This is a genomic window from Streptomyces sp. NPDC001796 (assembly GCF_042892355.1).
In the GTDB taxonomy this organism is placed as follows: Bacteria; Actinomycetota; Actinomycetes; order Streptomycetales; family Streptomycetaceae; genus Streptomyces.
The window spans coordinates 377,557-398,903 of record NZ_JBIAUC010000004.1; the positions used below are offsets into that span (position 1 = coordinate 377,557).

Consider the following 21,347-nt stretch of genomic DNA (forward strand, 5'->3'; position numbering starts at 1 on the left):
CCATGCACGGGCGCCCGAGTTCACACGTCCGCGCACGGCCGCCGAACTGCCGTGGCCCGCCCGGAGGGCGCGAGTCCGAGCCGCTACGAGGCGCCGTGGTGAGGGAGCGGCTGCCACGCGGCGCGTACCGCTTCGACCGCCGCGACGTCCTGCTCGAGCCAGTCGACGTCCCAGACCTGCTCGGGGGTCAGCCACCGCAGGACGTCGTGATCCTGGAGGGGTTCGGGGGTGCCGGCGACGAGGCGGACGGTCCACACGCGCAGGACGTACCCGGGCTTGAGGGGCCACTCCCCCGGGATGCGTGCGACCGGCTCCGCCGTGACGCCGAGCTCCTCGCTCAGCTCGCGCACGAGGGCCTGCTCGGGGGTCTCTCCGGGTTCGACCTTGCCGCCGGGCAGTTCCCAGCGGCCGGCGAGTTCCGGGGGTGCGCTGCGGCGGGCGGCCAGCAGGCGGCCGCCGTCCAGCACGGCGGCGCCGACCACCACGATCGGTTGCGTCATGCGCCGGAGCCTACGGGAGCCGCGCGACGGGTCACCCGCGAGGGACGGGCCACCGGCGCGGGACGGACCGCCCACGCGCGACGGGTGCGGCTCACGTGCCTCCGTTCTGCCCGATGCGCTCGACCCAGTAGAGCTGTTTGTGGCCACGGTCGCCCAGACTGTCCACGATCTTCTGCGCCTCGGCGCGGGTGGCGTACCTGCCCACGCGGTAGCGGTTGCCGTTGTCGTCCTGCCGTATGACGAGCCAGGGCAGAGTGACCGTGCTGTCGTTCATCGCGCCCCACCGCTCCTTCCCGCCCCTGCCCGCCCGAGTACCGTCTCCGGCTTCCGCCGCGCCCCGCCCACCAAGGAAACCGCACTGCGCATATGCCCGAGCCTACGCCTTACCTTCACGCAGCGAATCCGCCTTTTCACAAAGAGGTACGCAACCAGCCATGACAGAGGGGGCGCGCGCCGTCACACGCGCCCCCTAACCCGCCCCTGATGCACGCAGAGCAGCGCGAAGCGCCGGGGGCAGGCGGCGGGAAACGACCGGATTGCAGCGGCGGGACAGCCTGGGCGGCGGACAACCGAGGGCCCGGGGCGGCGACTTGAGGAAGGGCGGGCGCGACGGCCGGGGTGAGGCTTGACGGCGGCGCACGTCGGCTTGTCGGCGGCGCACGCCGTGGGCTCGCCGAGGCCGGTGCCGCGCTGCGCCCGGAGGCGAGCCGCCGCCCCCTTCCGGCTACCGCACCGGCTTCGGGCTACTTCACCGGCAGGTGGTACGCCACCCGGTACCTGTCCGCCGGCACCACCACGTCCGCCGTCTCCACCGGGCGGCCCGAGGCGTAGAACGTCCGCTGGATGACCAGGACCACATGACCGGGGACGCCGCCCAGGGCCAGGAGCTCCTCCGCCAGGCCGGGGCGGGCGCCGACCTCCTCCGTGACGTTGTCCACGACCACGTCGATGGCCGCCATCCGCTCCACGACCCCCATGCCGCCGAGCGGGCCCTCCTCGGGCAGCATCACGGGGGTGCGTCCCGTCAGCGCGAGCGGCTCCCACGACGTGGACAGCATGATCGCCTCGCCCGCGTCCCGGAACACGTACTTCGTGCACATCACCCGGTCACCCGGCTGGATGGCGAGCCGCTCGGCGATCGTGTCGCTCGCCGCCGTCTGCTCGCTGTGCGACTCCCAGGTCCCGCGCACGGAGGCGTCCGCCTGCTCCTGGCGGAACGGGGTCGCGCCGCTCTCCGGCCGGAACCCGGAGCGGGCGATGCGCCGCGGATCCGGCCGCTCCCGGACGTAGGTGCCCGACCCCGAGCGGCCCTCCACCAGCCCCTCGGCCATCAGCACCTTGCGCGCCTCCAGGGCGACCGTGTCCGAGACGCCGTACTCCTCTCGGATGCGGGCCTGGGACGGCAGCCGGGTGTGCGGTGGCAGCAGACCGTCGACGATCTTCTTGCGGAGATCACCCGCGACACGCAGATACGCCGGCTGCTCACCGAAAGTCACTGGCCGCTCCCATCAGGTTGTACAGACAGCAACAGCCTGGCAACCGTCGGTTCCACCACGCAAGCACAGGCCAAAGAATCACCCGATGTGATGACTTCTCCCTACCGCGGGCATTACCCAGGCACTTTCTCCCCGTTATGGACGCCGTCACACCTGCTCCGAACACGGACGCCCGGCAGTCCCCATGACAGAGAGTCAGGAGCGTCGGCAACTAGCCTTCTCGCATGACACCTTTGCCGGACTGTTACTGCCCGGCGGACGGCACCCGGGTGGCCGCGGAGTCGCTCGCCTGGTGCTGCCCCGTCTGCTGCGGCCCGCTGGACCTGGACTTCGCGCCCACGCCCGCCCCGCTGAAGTCCCTCGGTGGCCGGGTGAACTCGCTGTGGCGGTACGCGGAGACGCTGCCGCTCGCGGGGCCCTCGATCAGTCTCGGCGAGGGCCGCACCCCGCTCGTGGAGCTGACGGACGGCATCTCGGCGAAGCTGGACTTCCTGATGCCGACGCTGTCCTTCAAGGACCGCGGCGCGGTGCTGCTGGCCGAACTCGCGCTGCGCCTCAAGCCCCGGCAGGTGATCGCCGACAGCAGCGGCAACGCGGGCACGGCGATCGCCGCGTACTGCGCCCGGGCCGCGCTGCCGTGCACGGTGTACGTCCCCGAGGGCACCTCGGCCAAGAAGCTGGAGCAGATGGAGGCGCACCGGGCGCGGGTGGTGCCGGTCGAGGGCGGGCGTGAGGCTGCGGCGCGGGTGGCGCGCGACGCGGCGGACGAGCCGGGGGTGTTCTACGCGTCGCACGTCTTCAACCCCTACTTCCTGCACGGCACGAAGACGTACGTCCACGAGCTGTGGGAGGACCTCGGCGGGCGGCTCCCGGACGTGCTCGTGCTCCCCGTCGGCAACGGCACGCTGCTGCTGGGCGCCTCCCTCGCGATCGCGGAGCTGTACGGGGCGGGGCTGCTCGACCGCCGGCCGGTGCTGTACGCGGTGCAGGCGGCGGCGGTCGCCCCGCTGGCGCGCGCGTGGGAGGAGGGCGCCGAGGACCTGGTGGACGTCACTCCCGCGGGGCGGACGTGGGCAGAGGGGATCGCGATCCCGAGGCCGCCCCGGGCCCGCCAGATCCTGCGGGCGGTACGCGACTCGGGCGGCACGTTCCTGACGGTGACCGAGGACCAGATCCGCCGCGCCCAACTCGACCTCGCGTCCCGGGGCCTGTATGTGGAGTCGACGGGCGTGGCCTGCTGGGCGGCCGTACGGGAGGGAGGCCTCGGATCCCGCAGTGCGGTGGTGCCGCTGTGCGGGGCGGGCCTGAAGACGGGGCTGGCCGGCCCCTGAGACCACCGGCCCGCAACGGCCTCCCCGGCCGGGCCGCCCGGCGCGGTGACGAAGAAGCGCTCCCTGCCGATTCTCCACATAATGGGCAAGGTGGGTGACAGGGCCGCACTTTCGACTCGTCCCGCCGGCCGCCCGGCCCCCGGCACGGGGCCCGGCCGGAAAGGGCTCAAGAGCGGCGCCCTCGGCATGTTCTCCTCGGTCGTCATCGGCCTGGCCTCCACCGCCCCGGCGTACAGCCTGGCGGCCACGCTGGGCCTCATCGTGGCGGGTGTGGGGCTGCAGGCCCCGGTCGTCACCATGCTGGCGTTCGTCCCCATGCTGCTGATCGCGTACGCCTACCGGGAGCTGAACGCGTCCCACGCCGACTGCGGGACCGCCTTCACCTGGGCGACCCGTGCCTTCGGGCCGCGCACCGGCTGGATGGGCGGCTGGGGCCTGATCGTCGCGGACATCCTGGTCCTGGCCAACCTCGCCGAGATCGCCGGGATCTACGGCTTCCGGCTGGTGGGCCTGGACACCCTGGCGACGAGCCGGCTGTGGACCACCGTGGCGGGCATCGTCTGGATCGTCGTACTGACCGCCGTCTGCTACATCGGCATCGAGATCTCGGCCGCCCTCCAGCGCTGGCTGCTCTGCATCGAGGTGGCGGTGCTGGTCCTGTTCGCGGTGACCGCGCTGGTCAGGGTCTACACCAGTGCTCCCCCGACGGCGATCCACGTCTCCGCCTCCTGGTTCGACCCCTTCCAGGTGTCCTCGGCCAAGGCGCTGACCTCGGGCCTCGTCGCGGCGGTGTTCATCTACTGGGGCTGGGACACCGCCGTCTCGGTCAACGAGGAAACCGTCGACAGCACGCGCGTCCCCGGGCGCTCCGCGGTGGCCTCCACCGTGCTGCTCCTGATCACCTACGCACTGGTCTCGACGTCCGCGCAGGCGTTCGCCGGGGTCGGCAGCTCGGGCATCGGGCTGGGCAACCCCGGCCACGCGGGCGATGTGCTCTCCGGGCTGGGCGACGCCGTCTTCGGCAGCTCCGGCCCGGGGATGGCGTTCTCCCGGCTGCTGGTCCTGATGGTGCTGACGTCGGCGCTGGCCTCCACCCAGACGACCATCCTGCCGCTGGCCCGGACCGTGTTCTCCATGGCGGTCCACAAGGCGGTCCCCGCCCGGTTCGCCCAGGTCCACCGCAAGTTCCTCACCCCGACCTGGTCGACCGTCGGCATGGGGGCGCTCTCCATCGCCGTTCTGGTCCCGCTGTCCTCGTTCAGCCGGAACTTCCTGGCCGACTCGGTCCAATCGGTCGGCCTCGCGATCGCGTTCTACTACGGGCTGACCGGCTTCGCCTGCGTGTGGTACCACCGCAGGGTCCTCCCCCGCAGCGTCGGTGACCTGCTGTGCAAGGGGGTGCTGCCGGGGCTCGGCGGGCTCATGATGCTCGCGCTGTTCCTCTACGCCGCCTTCGGCGTCTACGCGGATCCCCGCTACGGCGCGACGGTCGTCGACCTGCCGGTGATCGGCCCGACGGGCGGGGTCACCGTGGTGGGCCTGGGCGCTCTGCTGCTGGGCTTCGCGCTGATGCTGGTGATCACCCGTGGGCACACCGCGGCCCTCAAGCTCCAGCGGAGCCTGCTCCCGCACCGCCTGCCGCAGCAGACCGCCGTGCAGGCTTCGAGCCGCTATCTGCCCGCCGACAACGGGTCCGGGGTGGGCGGCGACTGGTTCGACGTCATCCCGCTGTCGGGCACGCGGGTCGGTCTGGTGGTCGGGGACGTGGTCGGCCACGGGCTGCGGGCCGCCGCCACCATGGGGCGCCTGCGTACGGGCGTACGCGTGCTGGCCCGGCTGGACCTGGCCCCGGACGAACTGCTCGCCCGGCTGGCCGACCTGGTCGAGCAGACCGCGCACGAGCGCGCGCCCGGCCACCCCGCGGAGCACGGCCGGCTCACCGACGAGGCCCGCGGGGTGACCTGCCTGTACGCGGTGTACGACCCGGTGTCGGGACAGTGCAGCCTGGCGCGGGCGGGCCGGTCGCCGCTGGCGGTCGTCGCGCCGGACACAGGCGTCACCGACTACCCGGAACTCCCGCCCGGCCCGCCCCTCGGAGGCGCCGGACCGCCCTACCAGTCCACCGAACTGCGGCTCGCGCCGGGCAGCCTTCTCGCCTTCTTCACGGACGGCCTGTTCCAGGCGGCGGACGGCCCTGAGGACGGGCGCGGCCTGCTCGCCCGGGCCCTCGCCGATCACCGCGAGTCATTGGAGGAGCTGTGCGACCGGGCGGTGGCCACGCTGCTGCCCGGGCCGGTGGACGAGGACGCGACGCTGCTGCTGGTCCGCACCCGTCTGCTGGACCGCAACCGGCTCGCGCAGTGGGAACTGGCGGCGGACCCGGCGGCGGTCGCCTCCGTCCGCAACACCGTCGGCAAGCAGCTCGCCGCCTGGGGGCTCGACGACCTCGTGTTCACCACCGAGCTCATCGTGACCGAGCTGGTCACCAACGCGATCCGTTACGCCGGGGGCCCGATCCAGGTGCGTCTGATCCGCGCGGAGCCGATCAGCGGCTTCGCCGCGGGCACCCTGATCTGCGAGGTGTCCGACCCCGGGCACACCGCCCCGAACCTGCGTCACGCCGCGAACGACGACGAGGGCGGCCGGGGCCTGTACATCATCGCCCAGATGACCCAGCACTGGGGGACGCGCTACACGCCCACGGGCAAGACCATCTGGACCGAGCAGCCGCTGCCGCCCACCCCGTCCTCGTAGGACGCGCCGGTCAGCCGGAGACGGCCGCCGTCCAGCCCCGGTCGACGGTCCGCCTCGCCTTCTCCAGTTGCGCGTCCGTCGGGAACTGAGGTGTTCCCTCCACGGTCGGCAGCCGGGCGGCGGCGGTCTTGTCCAGGGTGCCGTCCTTCCGCATCACGTCCATGAGGACCGGGCGGGCATAGCCGTGGAGCCGGAGGTTCTGGCCCTCCGTGCTGAACAGGTACTCCTGCCACAGGCGGGCGGCCGCCGGGTGCGGGGCGCGTTTGTTGACCGCCAGCGCGTAGTACTGGGCGAAGCTGCCGTCGAACGGGATGGAGACCTGCCAGTCGACGCCCTTGCCGCGGAGCTCGTCGGCGGCGTGGAGGTTGACGTAGTCCCAGTTGACGGTGATGGGTGTCCGGCCGTCCCGGACCGTCGCCGAGGTGGCGGACAGGGGGTTGAAGTTGCCGTTCTTCTTGAGCCTGGCGAAGAAGTCGATGCCGGGCCGGATGTCGTCGAACGACCCGTTGTTCGCCAGCGCGGCAGCGTAGACGCTGGCGAAGGCGGTCTCCGACCGGGTCGGGTCACCGTCCAGCGCGACCATTCCCTTGTAGGCGGGCTTCAGCAGATCGGCGTAGGTCTGGGGGCAGGGCTTGACGCGCCGGGCGTCGCAGCCGATCGAGATGTACCCGCCGTAGTTGTTGGACCAGAGGCCCCCGGGGTCCTTCTGGTTGCCGGGGATCGCGTCGAACGCCGCGACCTTGTACGGCGCGAGCAGGTTCTGCCGCGCCGCTGCCCGCGCGAAGGTGTCGCCGACGTCGATCACGTCGGGGGCGGTCGGCCGCGTTCCGCTGCTTCTTAGGGCGTTGAGCTCGTCCTGGCTGTGCCCCAGTGGGTCCCGGACGGTCACCTTGATCCCGTACTTCTTCTGGAAGCGGTCGATCAGACCGCCGTAGTCCGCCCAGTCACGCGGAAGCGCGATCGTCGTGAGCCTGCCCTCCTTCTTCGCCGCGGCGGCCAGGGCCCGCATGCCGCCCACGTTCTCCGCGGAGGTCGCCGCCGCCGGCTTCTCGAGCCGCGAGGTCGGTGGGCCGCCGCAGGCGTGCAGGCCCAGTGTCGTGAGGGCGAGGCAGCCGAGGACGGCTGCGACTCGGCCACGGGGTGCGGTCACGACGGCTCCAGACGGGGTGCGGGCGGCGCGATCGTGGAGTTTCGGAACTCTCGGGCCCTCAGCCGCGGTACGCGTACCGCATCGGCCCTTCGGTCATCCAGGCCAGCGTACCCACCACGGGCGATCGTGCAGGTGAGGCGGTGTGCGGCGTCCTCACAGGGTCGTGTCCTCCCACTGGCCGAGGAGGATCTCGCCGAGCCCTTCGGCGCCCGGCGTGGCGCCGCCGTGGAGGGACTGCTCGGCCCAGATGACCTTGCCGGTGCCCGTGTAGCGGGTGCCCCAGCGCTCGGCGAACTGGGCGACCAGGAAGAGTCCGCGGCCCCCCTCGTCGGTGGCCTTCGCCCGGCGCAGCCGCGGTGAGGTGCTGCTGCCGTCCGCCACCTCGAAGATCAGGGCGCGGTCACGCAGCAGCCGGACGGAGACGGGTTCGCCGCCGTAGCGGATGGCGTTGGTGATCAGCTCGCTGAGGATGAGCTCGGCGGTGAAGACGTTCTCCTCCAGACCCCACTCCGTCAGCCTGCGGGCGCAGGCGGTGCGCACCGGGCCCACCGCCGCCGGGTCGCGGGGCACCTGCCACTCGGCGACCCGGTCGGGGCCGAGACAGCGGGTGCGGGCCACCAGCAGCGCGATGTCGTCCGTGGGCCGCTCGGGCAGCAGCGCGTCCATCACCCTCGCGCAGGTGGCCTCCGGGGTGCGGTCGGGTCCGGTCAGGGCGGCGCTCAGGGCCTCGAGACCGACGTCCAGGTCGCGTTCCCGGTCCTCGACCAGGCCGTCGGTGAAGAGCACCAGCCGCGACCCCTCGGGCACGGTCAGCTCGGTGCTCTCGACGGGCAGACCGGCGCACAGGCCGAGGGGCGGCGAGACGGGCACCGGTGGGAAGTCCACGCTCCCGTCGGGGTGGACGACCGCCGGTCCCGGGTTACCCATGGTGGCGATGGCCAGCTGCCCGGAGACGGGGTCGTAGACGGCGTACTGGCAGCTCGCCCCGGTGATCCCCTGCCCGTCCTCCCCCACGGTGACCTCCTCGGCGTCGATCTGGGCCACCAGTTCGTCCAGCCGGCCGAGGAGCTCGTCCGCGGGCATGTCCAGGCCGGAGAAGTTGTGCACGGCGGTCCGCAGCCTGCCCATGGTCGCCGCGGCGTGCAGGCCGTGGCCCACGACGTCGCCGACCACCAGGGCCACCCGGGCACCGGACAGCGGGATGACGTCGAACCAGTCGCCGCCCACTCCCGCCTGCGCGGGCAGGTAGCGGTAGGCCACGTCGAGGGCGGACTGTTGGGGGAGCCCGCGGGGCAGCAGGCTGTGCTGCAGGGTGACGGCCATGGTGTGCTCACGGGTGAAGCGGCGGGCGTTGTCGATGCTCACCGCGGCCCGGGCGACCAGCTCCTCGGCGAAGGACACGTCCTCCTCGTCGAACGGCGGGGAGGCGCGCCCCCGCCAGAAGTCGACCGCTCCCAGCACCACCCCACGGGCCCGCAGCGGGACCGCCAGCAGGGAGTGGATGCCGTGGTCGAGGATGCGCCGGGACCGTACGGCGTCCTGGGCCATCCAGCTGTCGTCCGCGCTCAGGTCCCTGACCAGGACCGCCCGTCCGCCTTCCATCGCCCTGGCGACGGGGTGGGCGGGGATGAACCTGACCAGCGCGCCGACGGGGTACAGGAAACGGTCGTCGTGCAGGCCCACGACCGCGACCCGGCGCACGTCGGGGTTCGCCGCGGAGGGCTCCCCGCCGGACAGGACCGGGTCCAGCAGCTCGACGGTGACCACGTCGGCGAACCGGGGCACCGCCACCTCAGCCAGTTCCTCGGCGGTGCGCTTCACATCCAGGGTGCTGCCGATCCGGCCCCCGGCGTCGTAGAGCAGTTTCAGGCGTTCGCGCGCCACCTCGGCCCGGCCGGACAGGGCGAGCAGCTCCGTGGTGTCCCGCAGCGTCACCACGCTGCCGGCCGGTCCGCGAGGCGCGGTGGGCCGTTTGTTGACCGCCAGAAGGCGGTCGGCCGCGAGGTAGACCTCGTCGGTGGCCGGGCGGTCGGAGGCCAGCAGCCCGGACAGGTCCTCCTCGAGGCCCAGATCGGTGACATGGCGTCCCTCGGCGTCCGCCGGCAGCTCCAGCAGCCGCCGTGCCTCGTCGTTGGCCAGCAGCAGCCTGCCCTCGGCGGAGATGATCAGTACGCCTTCCCGTACGGCGTGCAGGACCGCGTCGTGGTGCTCGTACATCCGGGTCATCTCGGTCGGGCCGAGACCATGGGTCTGCCGCCGCAGTCGGCGGCTCACCAGGGCGGACCCGCCCACGGCGATGAACAGCGCCCCGGCGGCGCCGCCGAAGAGCACCGGCAGCTGCCGGTCCACCCGGTGCTGCACCTTCTCGACCCTGACGGGAACGGAGACGACGGCGACGACCGAGCCGTCGGGGGCCCTGACCGGGACCGCCGAGATCACCGAAAGCCCCAGGGACCCCTGGAAGGTACTGGTGAACGGCTTGCCGGTCGCGGCCTGCGCGTAGGGGCCGATGACGTGCTTGCCGATCTGGTGCGGGTCGCTGTGGGTGAGGGTGACCCCGTCCAGCCGGTACACGATGATGGCGTCGACACCCGCGGCCTTCCGCGCCGCCTCGGCATGCGGCTGGAGCACCGCGCTCGGATCCGGGCTGTTCAGCGCGGCCACGATCCCCGGTGAGTTGGCGAACGTCTGGGCCGCGGCGAGGGTGCGGTTCCGGGCGTCCGCCATGTTGTCGCGCCGGGCCTGCACCACGAGAGCCACCAGCGCGGCGACGACGAGCAGCACCACGACGGCGAACTGCAGGAGAAAGACCTGCCCGGCGAGGGTGGACACGCTCAGCGAGCGGTGCGGGCGCCGTGGGCGGCGCGCAGATCGACCGGATTCTCCAGTCATATCCCCTTTCTATCGTTTAAGGGATGCAACGCGCACACTCACCGGCCGGGGTGCCCTGCTGCGCCCCTCCCCGGCCTTCCCGTCGCCCGGTCGAGGCCGCCTGACCGAAATCCGCTCGTCCGCCGGTAGTACCCCTGCTCCTCCGCGTGCACGATGCCCCTCACCACCGCCCCGGCGAAGATCACGGTGAGGATCTTTCCCGGTTCCCGCACGCAGAGAGGCTGTGGACACGACCATGCACTTAGCACGCCGGCACGAACGGCGCCCGGCCCCGACGAGACGGGGATGGGCCGTCGCCCTCACCTGTGCCGCGGCCCTTGTCACCTCGGCTGCCGCGCTCCCCCAGGCACAGGCGGCCGACCGCCCGGCCACCCCCGCCGCCGCTGCCCACCGGCCGGCCCCGGACCGGGCGGCCCTGGCGGATGCGCTCAAGGCCATCCACACCGCCGGCATGTACGGCGCCTACGCGGCCGTGCGGGACGGCGACACCACGTGGCGCGGTGCCGCCGGTGTCGCCGACCGGGACACCGGCCGTGTGGTGACGCCGGACATGGAGCAGCGGATCGGCAGCATCTCCAAGTCGATGACCTCTGTCGCCCTGCTCCAGCAGGTCGCCGCGGGCCGCCTCGACCTGGACGCGCCCGTCTCCCGGTACCTCCCCGGACTCGTCCCCGGACAGCGCGGTGACCGGATCACCGTGCGGATGCTGCTGAACCACACCAGCGGTATCGGGGACTTCGTCCGCTACGCCTTCCCGTCGTTGCAGACGCTGTCCACGAGCAGCCTGGACGAGAACCGCTTCCGGCACTTCGAACCGCGGGAGCTGGTCCGGATGGGAGTGCAGGCTCCGCCGACCGGCGCTCCCGGCGAGAAGTGGTCGTACTCCAACACGAACTACATCATCGCGGGGCTGCTGCTCGGCAAGCTCACCGGCGAGAACCCCGAGCGGTACATCACGCGCAACGTCATCCGCCGGGCCGGTCTGCGGCACACCTACTTCCCCACCAGCCCGCGCATGACCGGCCCGCACCCGAAGCTGTACGAGTCCTTCTACGGACTGATCGACCCACCGCGCGACTACAGCGTCTACGACATGTCCTGGATCCGGACCGCGGGCGCGGTCGTCTCCACCATGGCGGATCTCGACCGCTTCTACCGGGAGCTGCTCAGCGGCCGGCTGCTCCCCGCCGCCGAACTCGCCCAGATGGAGACGACGGTCCCGATGACCGATGCCCAGGGCAACGTGACGGGGCACTACGGTCTGGGGCTCATCCGGTTCGACTGGGGATGCGGCACGTTCTGGGGCCACAGCGGCGCGGTGTTCGGCGCCGAGACATGGGCGGTCTCCAGCCCGGACGGCCGCCGGCAGATGGCCCTCGCCTACAACCTGTCGAAGTACGACAAGCTCGGACCGGACGGCACGGTGACCCCGAGCCCGATCGACGACGCCATCAACGCGTTCGTGGCCAAGGCTGTGTGCGCTCCGGCCACCGGTTCCCCGGCCCTGCGGTCGGCCAGGGTGGACCTCGCCCCGGCACAGGTCTCCGAGTGGCGGTCACTGCAGGCCGCGAGGCGCTGACAACCGCAGAGCACTGACAACCGCAGAAGAAGGGGGCCGCTCCCGAAGGGACCGGCCCCCTTGCCCTTGTCGTGGCCCGGGCTTCCCGCAGGTCGCCCATGTAGGGGTTACTTGATGTAGACGAGGCCGTCGGTGGTGACGGTGGGACGGCCGCTGGTGCCGACCACCACGATCTTCACGGTGTGCGTGGCACTGCTGGACCAGGTCTTGGTCCAGATCGCCTGCCGGTACAGCGTGGTGGAGGACTTCAGATCCACCGTGGCGACCCTGGTGCCGTCGACGTAGACGTAGGCCTGGCCGGAGCTGGAGGCGCGGGAGACCACCCAGGCGGCGGAGCGGCCGGTGAAGGTCCAGGTCAGGCTGGCCCCATTGGCGGTGCTGGAGTAGGACTTGCCGCCGAGGTAGCTGGTGGAGGAGCGAGTGGTCCAGCTGCCGGACTTGGTGGCGGAGCTCTCCTGGAGGATCACCGGGGTGTACGCCGGGGAGACCGTGCGGTAGTTGCCGGCGTAGTCGTAGGCACGCATCGACCAGGTGGTGGCCGTGCCGGACGTGGCGGTGCGGCCCGAGCTGGTGGTGGTCGGACCGAAGGTGGCCGCGGTCGGCGACATCAGCTTCACGGAGCTGAGCGCGGCGTTGTCGGTGGCCTTCCAGCCGAGGGTGACCGGGACAGCGCCGGTGTTGACGGTTCCGGTGCGCAGGGAGAGCGTCGGGGTGGTGGTGAACGTCGGCGCCGTCGTCTCGGCCACGACGTTCACCGAAGCGCTGGTGGCGGTCTTGCCGGACTGGTGCACGGCCTGCACCGCGACGGTGTGGCTGCCCAGGGGAAGGGTGGCGCCGACGGAGGTGGCGGAGCCGGGGGCGGTGGCGACGGTCTTGCCGTCGACGAGCAGCTTGAAGCTCGAGATGAGCGAGGACGGCGTGGTGGCCGTCCAGCGCACCGTGACCGCGCCCTTGGTGTAGAACGTCGAGCCCGAAAGTCCCGCGCCGTCGACCGAGGAGACCCTCAGTCCCTGCACCGGGCCGGACGCCCAGGTGCGGACGGTCGGCAGTTGGTTGTAGAGGGATTGGCCGGGGCACTGGGTGTTGTAGCCGTCACGGTGGCCGGAGATCCGCTGGAACGTGTACTTGGTGCCCGCGGTGAAGCCGGTGCCGAAGGAGTTCGTCTGGGTCGCGCCCGCGGTGAGCTGGACGGTCCCGGAGGGGTCGGCGCCGTACTGGCCGAGCTTCCAGGCCGCGACGCGGGCGACCGAGGTCAGCGCGGCGTTGGTGGCGCTGGTGGAGGTGTAGTCACCGAGCACCGCGATGCCCGCGGACTCCCGGTTCCAGCCGTAGGTGTGGGCCCCCAGCACCGGCAGGTCGACGCCGCCCTTGCGGCCCTCGAAGATCGTGCCGCACTTGTCGACGAGGAAGTTGTAGCCGATGTCGTTCCAGTGGTTGACCTGCGTGTGGTACGCGTAGATGCCCCGCACGATCGACGCGGAGTCGGCGCAGGAGTAGTCGTTGGCCCCGTCGGTGTGGTGGACGAAGACGGCCTTCACGTCCGCGTTGTAATCCGACGGGTCGGGGCTGAGCGACTCGTCGGCGCCCCAGTCGGCGCGCGAGGTGATCGGCGGTTCGGGCACGGTGGACGGCGGTGCGGACGGCCTGGTGGCCGACGCGCTCGTCGTGGGTGAGGCGGACACCGAGTCGGTGGGGGTGGTGGCCGTGGGCGCGGTGTCGGTCGGTGCGGGGGACGTGGCGGTCTGTCCGTCCGTGGGCGTGGTGGTGCCGCCGCCGGGTGCGGCGGAGTCCGTGGACGTGGCCGAGTCGGTCGGTGTGGTCGAGTCGGTGGGCGTGGCACCGGGACTCGTCTCGGCGACGAACGCGGCCGGCTCACCGCTGGGGGTGGACCTGGTCTCGGCATCGGTCACCACGCCCGGGTCGACCAGGTTCACCTCGAGTCCCTTGGGCAGCGGGCCGGTGGTGCCGTTCTTGCGGACGACCTGTACCTGGACGCCGTCGGAGGAGCCGACCCAGAGGGGCTCGGAGGCGCCGCGCACGCGGGGACCGGGCTTCTCCAGCGGGTCGATGTTCACTTCGAGGTCGCGCCAGGCGCTCCACTCGCCGGTCTCGAGGCTGCGGGTGCGCACCTGCGCCGTCCCGTCGAGCCGCTTGGCTCCGCCCGTCCACGAGACGCCGACCATCGAGAACTGCTCGGTGTCCGTGCGCGGCAGCTCCCGCCTGCCGGCTTCGGTGCCTTTCAGCGTGAGGCCGTAGACCTTCACCGGCCGCTTGGCGCGGCCCGCCGCCCCGTGGTCGGAGGGGCTGGCGACGGCATAGGTCACCACGCCCCCGCCTCCCAGGACCACGGCACCGAGCGTGAGCCACGCCCGACGCTTGAGACTCAGCGGTCTGTACGCATGCGACGTACGACGACTCACGACGTATCCACCCCTCGAGGGCCCGGCAAGGGCCACAGAACAGAGTCACGGAGGGCACACCCGCCACAGGGGTGACCCATCCACCCAGCGCGGCCGGGTCGGCGAACATCACAGGGAAACAGGAAGGAGTGACGTAGATCACTGCAATCGCTCACCTGCGGGGGCGGCCCGCGCGCGATCCGCACGATGGGTGTCGTCCGATGTCATGCACCTGCGTCTGAAGCAGTGACAGGGAAAGGGGTCCATACGCTGAGGCAGTCGAAATGAGCAGCGACGACGCCAGACGCGTACAACAAACCAGCAACGATCACGCAAGGACGGACACAGGCATGGGCGACCGACACAGCGACGGCGGAGCGTTCGCCCGCCGACGCGCCGGCGCGGACGGCCCAGTGGCCCACGGGAGCAGCGCGGCCGGTCTCCCGGATCTGGAAGCGGCGCTCGGTCACGCCCTGCGCACCGACGCCCTTGATGCGACTGCCGAGCGGCGAGCCGTCGCCGCTTTCCGCGCGGCGCGCGACGCAGGGGTGCACAAGGAGGCGCGGACCCGGAGGCGGGACGACTGGCGTGCGCGGCGCAGCCCTGCCGGTCGGCGGGTGAAGGCCACCGTCGCCCTCTTCCTCGCCACCTTCACCCTGGGCGGTGTCGCGATCGCGGCGATCGGCTCGCCCGACTCCGCCGGGAGTCCGCAGGACGAGGCCCCTGGGCAGCGGCGTCCGTCGCCGACGGGCTCGCAGCCCTCCAGGACGGCGCCGGAGGCGGCCGAGCCCACCACACCTGCCGCCTCGGACCCGCAGGACCGTCCGCCCACAGCCAAGGACATCCAGGCCCACTGCCGTGCGTACGCGTCGGTCAAGGGCCGGGGCAGGGCGCTGAACTCGACGGCCTGGCAGCGGTTGCTCGCAGCCGCCGGTGGAGAGGACAAGGTCGCTGCCTACTGCGCCGACCAGTTGTCACAGGCGCGGACCGGCGACGCGGGCAGGCCCGCCGGTGAGCCGAACGGCAAGCCCGGCGGTGAGCCGAACGGCAAGTCCACCGACAAGAAGCCCGGGCAGGCGGACCGCACAGGCTGAGGGAGCCGAGGAAGCGGCGAGCGCCGCTCGACCGAGCTGCCACATGGCTCAACCGGGAGCATCGACCGGGGATTTCCTTCCCGCCCCCGGGTGAAACCCACGGGCCCGCTGGACCGGTGCGCCGAGCCCTGTCCACGGGGTCGGCATAGTGGCGGGAATCTCCGCACCCGCACACGCAGGAGGAAACGCATGCTCGGCACCGACTTCCGCACCGGGTCACCCAACTGGATCGACCTCGGCAGTCCGGACACGGACGCGGCCGCCGCCTTCTACGGCGCCGTCTTCGGGTGGCAGTTCGTGTCCGCGGGGCCGCAGGCGGGCGGCTACGGGTTCTTCCAGAAGGACGGGAAGACCGTCGGTGCCGTCGGGCCGCTGACCGAGGAGGGGGCCGCGTCGGCCTGGACGACGTACTTCCAGAGCGACGACATCCAGGCCACCGCCCGCGAGGTGGTCGCGGGCGGGGGCGGTGTGCGTGCCGAACCCATGGACGTCATGGGCGAGGGCTGGATGGCCCAGTTCACCGATCCGCAGGGGGCGCGGTTCGCCGTGTGGCAGCCCGGGCGGACCAAGGGCCTGGAGATGACGTCGCAGGACGACACGCTGGTGTGGGTGGAACTGCACGTGGGCGACCCGGAAGCCGCGATCCGCTTCTACCGCGCGCTGTTCGGGTGGCGTTCGCAGGAGATGGAGGCGCCCGGCATGACGTACCGGGTGCTCAGCATCAAGGACGGCGACCAGCAGGAGGGGTCCTTCGGCGGCGTGGCTCCGCTTCAGGACGAGCGGGAGGAAACGCGCTGGGTGCCGTACTTCGCCGTGGCCGACGCCGACGCCACCGTCGCGGCGGTGCAGGGCAACGGCGGGACGGTGCTCATGCCTGCCACGGACGTGCCGGACGTCGGGCGTATCGCCTGGCTGGCGGACCCGGGTCAGGCGGTGTTCGCCGTGCTGAAGCCGAACCCGCGCCAGGGCTGATCCGGCGGCGGGCACGGTGACGGGGCCGGCCCGTTCCCCCGGGCGGCGGTTGCCGAGCCACCGGCGACCCCGGCCGCCAAGCCTCCTACGGCGCCGAGGTCTGCCGCACCCAGGGGAAGCCGCCGCGACTCCAAACGCCTTGTATGCGACGTGAGTTGAGCGAGATACTCGAGCTGACGGGACTGGTGACCAGGGGGACGGGGGCCCGCCGGTGGGTGCTTGGGATGACGAGAGGGCACGGACGCGGGAGCTGGCCCGGGAGGCCGTACGGCGGCTGGCTCCGGAGGAGCTGGCGTTCTTCGACGAGACGGCCGACGCCTACTTCGAGGACCCCGCCCGAGCGACCCGCAAAGCACGGCCCGAGCCGCTGGGCATCGGCATCGAGGCCATCGTCGTCTCCACGCTGACGGCGTTCGCGTTGCCGGTCGCGGCGACCGTCGCCGGGAACATCGCCACCGACGTCATGCGCGAGGAGCGCAGACGAGGCTGGTGGCGAAGGCGCAGGGCGCGGGCGGACGACTGTATCGACGGCGATGCGGGCGGCGGCGCCCCGGACGGTGACGGTGGGTCGGCCCCCGATCCGGCCGGTGGTGCGGACAACCCGTTCGCCGCGCCGGGCACCGTACGGCCGGTGGCACTGGGCGGCGGGGAGGCCCGACCCGCGGACTTCGAGCTGCTGCGGCGCGTCGCCTACGACCGGGGAGTGGCACTGGGACTGCCGCCGGACCAGGCACAGCTCCTCGCCGACGCCATCCTGGGCGCGGTCGTCGCCGGGCGGGGCGGTGGGGCCTCCGTGGGCGACGCACCGACCCGGGGCAGCCGGGACGGGGAGGACGGCCCTTCATGAGGGAGGGACCGGTCAGGGCGGGGTTCGGCCCCCCGGTGGGGGTGCACCCGTTCCGGTTACCGTCCGGAACGTCCCTGCGGTTCGCGTTGCTCATTCTGAGCACATCGGTGGCGATGGCGACGAACATCGGCGGAGCGGTCGGCACGGCGAGGTACTTCGCGCTCGGCGGCGACGTCGGCTCCATGACCAGGTCCCTCGAATGCGCGTCCGTGAACTTCGCCGAGACGGCCGCCGATCCCGCGGAGTTCGCCCGCCGCTGCGCGCCGCCGGACCTGGGCAGTGAGACCACGCTGGAGCTGGCTGCCCTCGCCGCCCTGTGGCTGGCCGTCGGCATCACGTACTGGTTGCTCCCCGCCTACCGGCTCCGCCGACGTCGGCTACGGCCCCTGCGGGGCGACGCGCACCCGGACGTCCGGCGCACGCTCACGGAACTGGTGGCTCTCGCCGAGCTGCGGTGCCGGGTGCGTTTCGTCGTCGACTGGCGGGACCCGCGCCCCACCGGACTCGCCTTCGGGCGCCTCGGCCGACGCCATGTGATGCTCGGCGAGGGACTGCTGCGATTACACAGCCGCGACCCGGAGGCCTTCCGCGCGATCGTCCTGCACGAACTCGCGCACCTGCGCAACCGCGATGTCGACATCGCCTTCCTCACCCTCATCTGCCACCGGCTGTTCGTCGTCGCGTTCGCGATCCCGACGGCCGTCACGGCACCCTTCGCCCTGCTGGTCAGCTGGGTGCTGTTGCCCGGAGGTGTGATCTACCAACTGCTGTTCACCTTCGCCCCGTGCGCCCTGGCGGTCACGGTCGCCCACATCAGCAGAGCCGTACTGCGCAGCCGCGAGCTGTATGCGGACGCCCGGGTCGCCGTGTGGACGCGCGGCGCCCATTCGTTGCGGCGCCTGCTCGCCGCGCAGCACGGCATCGAGCCGGCCACGCTCCGCCGGCCGCTGTTCCGGCGTACGCATCCCTCCGCCGCGAAGCGGCTGGCCGCCCTGAGCGACACCAGGCTGCTGTTCGACGTGTCGTCTTGGGAGGCCTTCGGGCTGGCCCTGTGCTGCTCGCTCGTCTACTGGCAGGTGGCGCAGTGGACCGAGGAGGCAACCAGTCTGGCCGACCGCGGCAGCGCGCTGACCGCGATCGTCCCCGCCGTCCTGCTGGGCGGTGGCGTGGCGGCGGGCATCTGGCGTGTGACACTGGCCGCGCATCTGCATCACGCCAGGTGGGGGAACGCCCACCGCACGGGGCTCGCCGTGGGCTGCGGCCTCGTCGTCGGCACGTTCGGGGACCAGTCGCACAGCACGGCCCTCGCCCTCGGCGTCGCCGACTCGCTCCCGGTGCAGCTGGCGTGGTGGCTGCTCCTCGGAGCCGTCGGCTACGGGTTCGTACGGTGGAACGTGGTGGTCGCCCGGGTGTGGGCACCGGTCGTGCTCGCCGCCCGGCGCCCGCTCGTGCCGATCGTCGTCGGCTGCGCGACCGGTGTGGTGCTGCTGAGCTTCTGGCTCGGGCAGGTCTATGCCGCGGGAACGCCCGGCTTCGGGCTGCTGCCCCTGCCAGGCCCGCTGAACCTGTTGCCGACGCCGTTGGACTACCTCGGTTTCGTGTTCTCCACGACCGTCGTGACCGCACCTGCGCTGGGAGTCCTCGCGCTGGTCGGGGTCACCGTCGGGCTCCCACTCGCCGCCACGCCCGGGGCAAGGCTCTTCGGGCGCGCGCGTGGTGACGCACCCGCCGCGGGACCCGGACGGTTCCTGCTGTGGCCCCCGTCTCCGGAGGCCTGCGCGGCACTCCTCGTGCCGCCGCCTCTGCGTCCCGTACGGGCGTTGGTGGAGGGCGTTGTGATCGGCGCCGCCGCAGGGCTCGGACTGTGGGTGGTGCATGTCGTCAGTGCCCTGGTCTTCCCGTGGCCGATCCAGTTGATCGGCGCGGTGGTGCCCCTCTACTTCGTGCCTGTCGCGATGCTGCTGCAGCTCGCCGTCGGCTTTTTCGTCGCCTGGCGGAACAGAGCCCACGAACTGCGCTCGCTGCACGGGGTTCTGGCCGTCCTCGGCGCGGGTCTGCTGCTCCCCCTGGCCGCGTTCACCGCACGGGACCACTTCGCCTGCGTGCGCTGGGGCACCGGCCATCCCGCCTGCGAACTGGTTCCCTCACCCGCGTTGGCCTCGATCACGGCGACGATCGTGGCCTGGACCGCCGCCCTCGCCCTGCTCCTCCTCCCCACCTGGGCCGCCCTGCGCGACGGAGCCCGGAGGGCAGGCCCACCGCAGCGGGTGCCGATGCATCATCCGCCCAGGTGGCAGACTTGATCGCTGATTCTTGAGCCGTGCCCGTCGCACGACATTCTCGGCGGCGTCCTCAGTGTTTCGCTGATCCGCAGTCCCGCTCCGGCTTGCAGGTACACGCTCAGCCGGCACTGAGGGAGATCTGCTTGGCGATGAGATCGACCTCGTGCAGGGTCGGGATCTCGTTCTGGTCACCCGCCCTGCCCGCCGTCGCCACCGATACCACCGGGCCCGTCCTCGGCCGCTTCCGCGGCCGCGTCGAGCTCCGCCCACGCCGCGTCGCTCAGGTCGGTGCCGGCCCATGCGACGGCGGAGGTGACCTCGTCGGAAGAACGGAAGCCCGCGACCACGCAGGCCACCACGGGGTCGCGGAGCGGGAAGCGTACGGCGGCATGGGGGAGGACGGTTCCGTGCCGGGCACAGACGTCGGCAAGGCGCCGGGCACGACGCAGCACCGCGTCGGGGGCGGGGCCGTAGTCGAAGGTGGCGTTGTCGGGAGGGCAGGGCCGGCTGAGGAGGCCCGAGTTGAACGGGGCCGCGGCGACCACCGAGACACCTCGCTTCGTGCACGCCTCCAGCAGCGGGCGTGCGGTGCGGTCGATGAGAGTCCACCGGCCGGCCATCATCACGGTGTCCACGTCCGCTTCGGCGACGACCCGCAGTAGTGGAGCGACGGCGTTCATGCCGACGCCGACGGCTCCGATGACGCCTTGGTCGCGGAGGGCCACCAGCGCGGGCAGTGCCTGGTCGATGGCCGCGTCGAGGTGATCGTCGGGGTCGTGGACGTAGACGACGTCCACACGGTCCAGACCCAGTCGGGTCAGGCTGCCTTCCAGGCTCCGCAGCACGCCGTCGCGCGAGTAGTCGGGGCGGCGGATCAGCGTGTCCGGTACGGCGAAGCCACCTGCGGCCAGGTCGGATCCGGTGGGGGCGGGGTGTGGTTCCAACAGGCGGCCGACCTTGGTGGAGAGGGTGAACTCCGCTCGTGGCCGGTGGGCGAGGGCCGCGCCGAGCCGGCGTTCGGACAGCCCCAGGCCGTAGTGCGGGGCGGTGTCGTAGTAGCGCACACCGGCGTCCCAGGCGGCCTCGACCGCGGCCCGCGCCTGGTCGTCGTCGAGCGGGGCGTAGAGATTACCGATGGGGGCGGCGCCGAATCCCAGTGCACTGACCCGGACGCTCGTACGGCCGAGCCGGCGGGCCGTCACGACGCGATCCCGTACCAGCGCGCGGCCGTCGTGCCGAAGACCGCCTCGCGCTCGCCGGGGTTCAGGTGGTCGGTGAGCGTCTCCGCGACGGCCAGGACTTCGTCGTATCCGGCGGCGAGCAGGCAGACCGGCCAGTCCGAGCCGTACATGAGGCGGCCCGGGCCCATTGTCGCGAGCAGTACGTCCGCGAAGGGACGCAGAGCGCGGGCCGGATCGGCTGCGGTCCGGGTGACCAGGCCGGACAGTTTCACGGCGACATTGGGGCAGTCGGCCAACTCGGTCAGCAGCTTGGTCCACGGCGTCAGGCCGTCGGTGCCGACGACCGGGTTGCCGGCGTGGTCCAGGACGAAACGAACGTCGGGCAGTTCGCGTACGGTCCGGACGGCGGCGGGCAGTTGGTCGGGCCGGACGAGCAGGTCGTAGACGAGGCCCGCGGCACCCACCGCCTCGATGCCGCGACGGACCTCAGGACGCGCCGGCCAGTCCGGGTCGGGCTCGTCCTGAATGCCGTGCCGGATGCCGACGAGCGCGGATCCCCCGGGCAGCTCGCGCAGTCGCGCCAGGCGGTCGGCGATGCCGGGATCGGTCAGGCTCGTCCAGCCGACGACCGCTCGCACGTGCGGGTCTCCGGCGGCCACGGCGAGCAGTTCGGGGGTCTCCTCGACAACGGCGACGGTCTGTACGAGGACGGTGGCGTCGATCGCGTTCCGGTCGAGCACCGGCCGCAGTTCGGCGGTGGTGAAGGTGCGGCGCAGGGTGGGCAGGTCGCGGGTCCACGGCTGGTCCCGCACTGCGAGGTCCCACAAATGGTGATGAGCGTCGATGCGCACCGTTCGGTCCTCTGGGTCG

15 protein-coding genes are annotated in these 21,347 nt (G+C 72.3%); 7 read left to right on the forward strand and 8 right to left on the reverse strand.

What is annotated here, in order from left to right; genetic code table 11:
* Positions 1-83: 83 nt before the first annotated feature.
* The 3 genes from ACFYZE_RS11320 to ACFYZE_RS11330 form a co-directional block, all read right to left on the reverse strand.
* Positions 84-500, reverse strand: a complete 417-nt coding sequence (locus ACFYZE_RS11320; RefSeq protein WP_388991154.1) for a (deoxy)nucleoside triphosphate pyrophosphohydrolase — start codon at positions 498-500, stop codon at positions 84-86.
* Positions 501-591: 91 nt separating this feature from the next.
* Entirely contained in the window at positions 592-774 is a 183-nt protein-coding gene (locus ACFYZE_RS11325) for an SPOR domain-containing protein (RefSeq protein ID WP_388991156.1), read from the reverse strand.
* A 469-nt stretch (positions 775-1,243) separates the two neighbouring features.
* On the reverse strand, positions 1,244-1,996 hold the full coding sequence (locus ACFYZE_RS11330) for a GntR family transcriptional regulator (protein WP_388991158.1): 753 nt from the start codon (positions 1,994-1,996) through the stop codon (positions 1,244-1,246).
* A gap of 224 nt (positions 1,997-2,220) precedes the next feature.
* Between ACFYZE_RS11330 and ACFYZE_RS11335 the strand changes: the two genes are divergently transcribed.
* A complete protein-coding gene (locus ACFYZE_RS11335; protein WP_388991160.1) occupies positions 2,221-3,327 on the forward strand; it encodes a pyridoxal-phosphate dependent enzyme in 1,107 nt (368 codons plus the stop codon).
* 90 nt (positions 3,328-3,417) lie between these two features.
* Positions 3,418-6,081 carry a SpoIIE family protein phosphatase gene (locus ACFYZE_RS11340; RefSeq protein WP_388991162.1) on the forward strand — a complete coding sequence of 888 codons (2,664 nt, stop codon included), beginning with the start codon at positions 3,418-3,420 and terminating at the stop codon, positions 6,079-6,081.
* A 10-nt stretch (positions 6,082-6,091) separates the two neighbouring features.
* Here ACFYZE_RS11340 and ACFYZE_RS11345 read toward each other — a convergent pair whose 3' ends face one another.
* Positions 6,092-7,231 carry an ABC transporter substrate-binding protein gene (locus tag ACFYZE_RS11345; protein WP_388991164.1) on the reverse strand — a complete coding sequence of 380 codons (1,140 nt, stop codon included), beginning with the start codon at positions 7,229-7,231 and terminating at the stop codon, positions 6,092-6,094.
* Positions 7,232-7,384: 153 nt separating this feature from the next.
* Entirely contained in the window at positions 7,385-10,123 is a 2,739-nt protein-coding gene (locus ACFYZE_RS11350) for a SpoIIE family protein phosphatase (protein ID WP_388991166.1), read from the reverse strand.
* Between the two features lie 235 nt (positions 10,124-10,358).
* Between ACFYZE_RS11350 and ACFYZE_RS11355 the strand changes: the two genes are divergently transcribed.
* Positions 10,359-11,702, forward strand: coding sequence for a serine hydrolase domain-containing protein (locus ACFYZE_RS11355; protein WP_388991168.1), 1,344 nt, complete (start codon positions 10,359-10,361; stop codon positions 11,700-11,702).
* Between the two features lie 107 nt (positions 11,703-11,809).
* Here ACFYZE_RS11355 and ACFYZE_RS11360 read toward each other — a convergent pair whose 3' ends face one another.
* Positions 11,810-13,885 (reverse strand): N-acetylmuramoyl-L-alanine amidase, encoded by a 2,076-nt coding sequence (locus ACFYZE_RS11360; protein WP_388991460.1) that lies wholly within the window; start codon positions 13,883-13,885, stop codon positions 11,810-11,812.
* A gap of 566 nt (positions 13,886-14,451) precedes the next feature.
* Between ACFYZE_RS11360 and ACFYZE_RS11365 the strand changes: the two genes are divergently transcribed.
* From ACFYZE_RS11365 to ACFYZE_RS11380, 4 genes are all read left to right on the forward strand, one after another.
* Positions 14,452-15,195 carry a hypothetical protein gene (locus tag ACFYZE_RS11365; RefSeq protein ID WP_388991170.1) on the forward strand — a complete coding sequence of 248 codons (744 nt, stop codon included), beginning with the start codon at positions 14,452-14,454 and terminating at the stop codon, positions 15,193-15,195.
* Positions 15,196-15,384: 189 nt separating this feature from the next.
* A complete protein-coding gene (locus ACFYZE_RS11370; RefSeq protein ID WP_388991172.1) occupies positions 15,385-16,167 on the forward strand; it encodes a VOC family protein in 783 nt (260 codons plus the stop codon).
* Between the two features lie 211 nt (positions 16,168-16,378).
* A complete protein-coding gene (locus ACFYZE_RS11375; protein WP_388991173.1) occupies positions 16,379-17,014 on the forward strand; it encodes a hypothetical protein in 636 nt (211 codons plus the stop codon).
* Positions 17,015-17,127: 113 nt separating this feature from the next.
* Complete coding sequence (locus tag ACFYZE_RS11380; RefSeq protein WP_388991175.1) at positions 17,128-19,317, forward strand: M48 family metalloprotease; 2,190 nt, start codon at positions 17,128-17,130, stop codon at positions 19,315-19,317.
* 167 nt (positions 19,318-19,484) lie between these two features.
* Here ACFYZE_RS11380 and ACFYZE_RS11385 read toward each other — a convergent pair whose 3' ends face one another.
* Entirely contained in the window at positions 19,485-20,498 is a 1,014-nt protein-coding gene (locus tag ACFYZE_RS11385) for an aldo/keto reductase (RefSeq protein WP_388991177.1), read from the reverse strand.
* A complete protein-coding gene (locus ACFYZE_RS11390; RefSeq protein ID WP_388991179.1) occupies positions 20,495-21,328 on the reverse strand; it encodes an amidohydrolase family protein in 834 nt (277 codons plus the stop codon). The genes ACFYZE_RS11385 and ACFYZE_RS11390 overlap by 4 nt, the downstream gene beginning before the upstream one ends.
* Positions 21,329-21,347 lie beyond the last annotated feature (19 nt).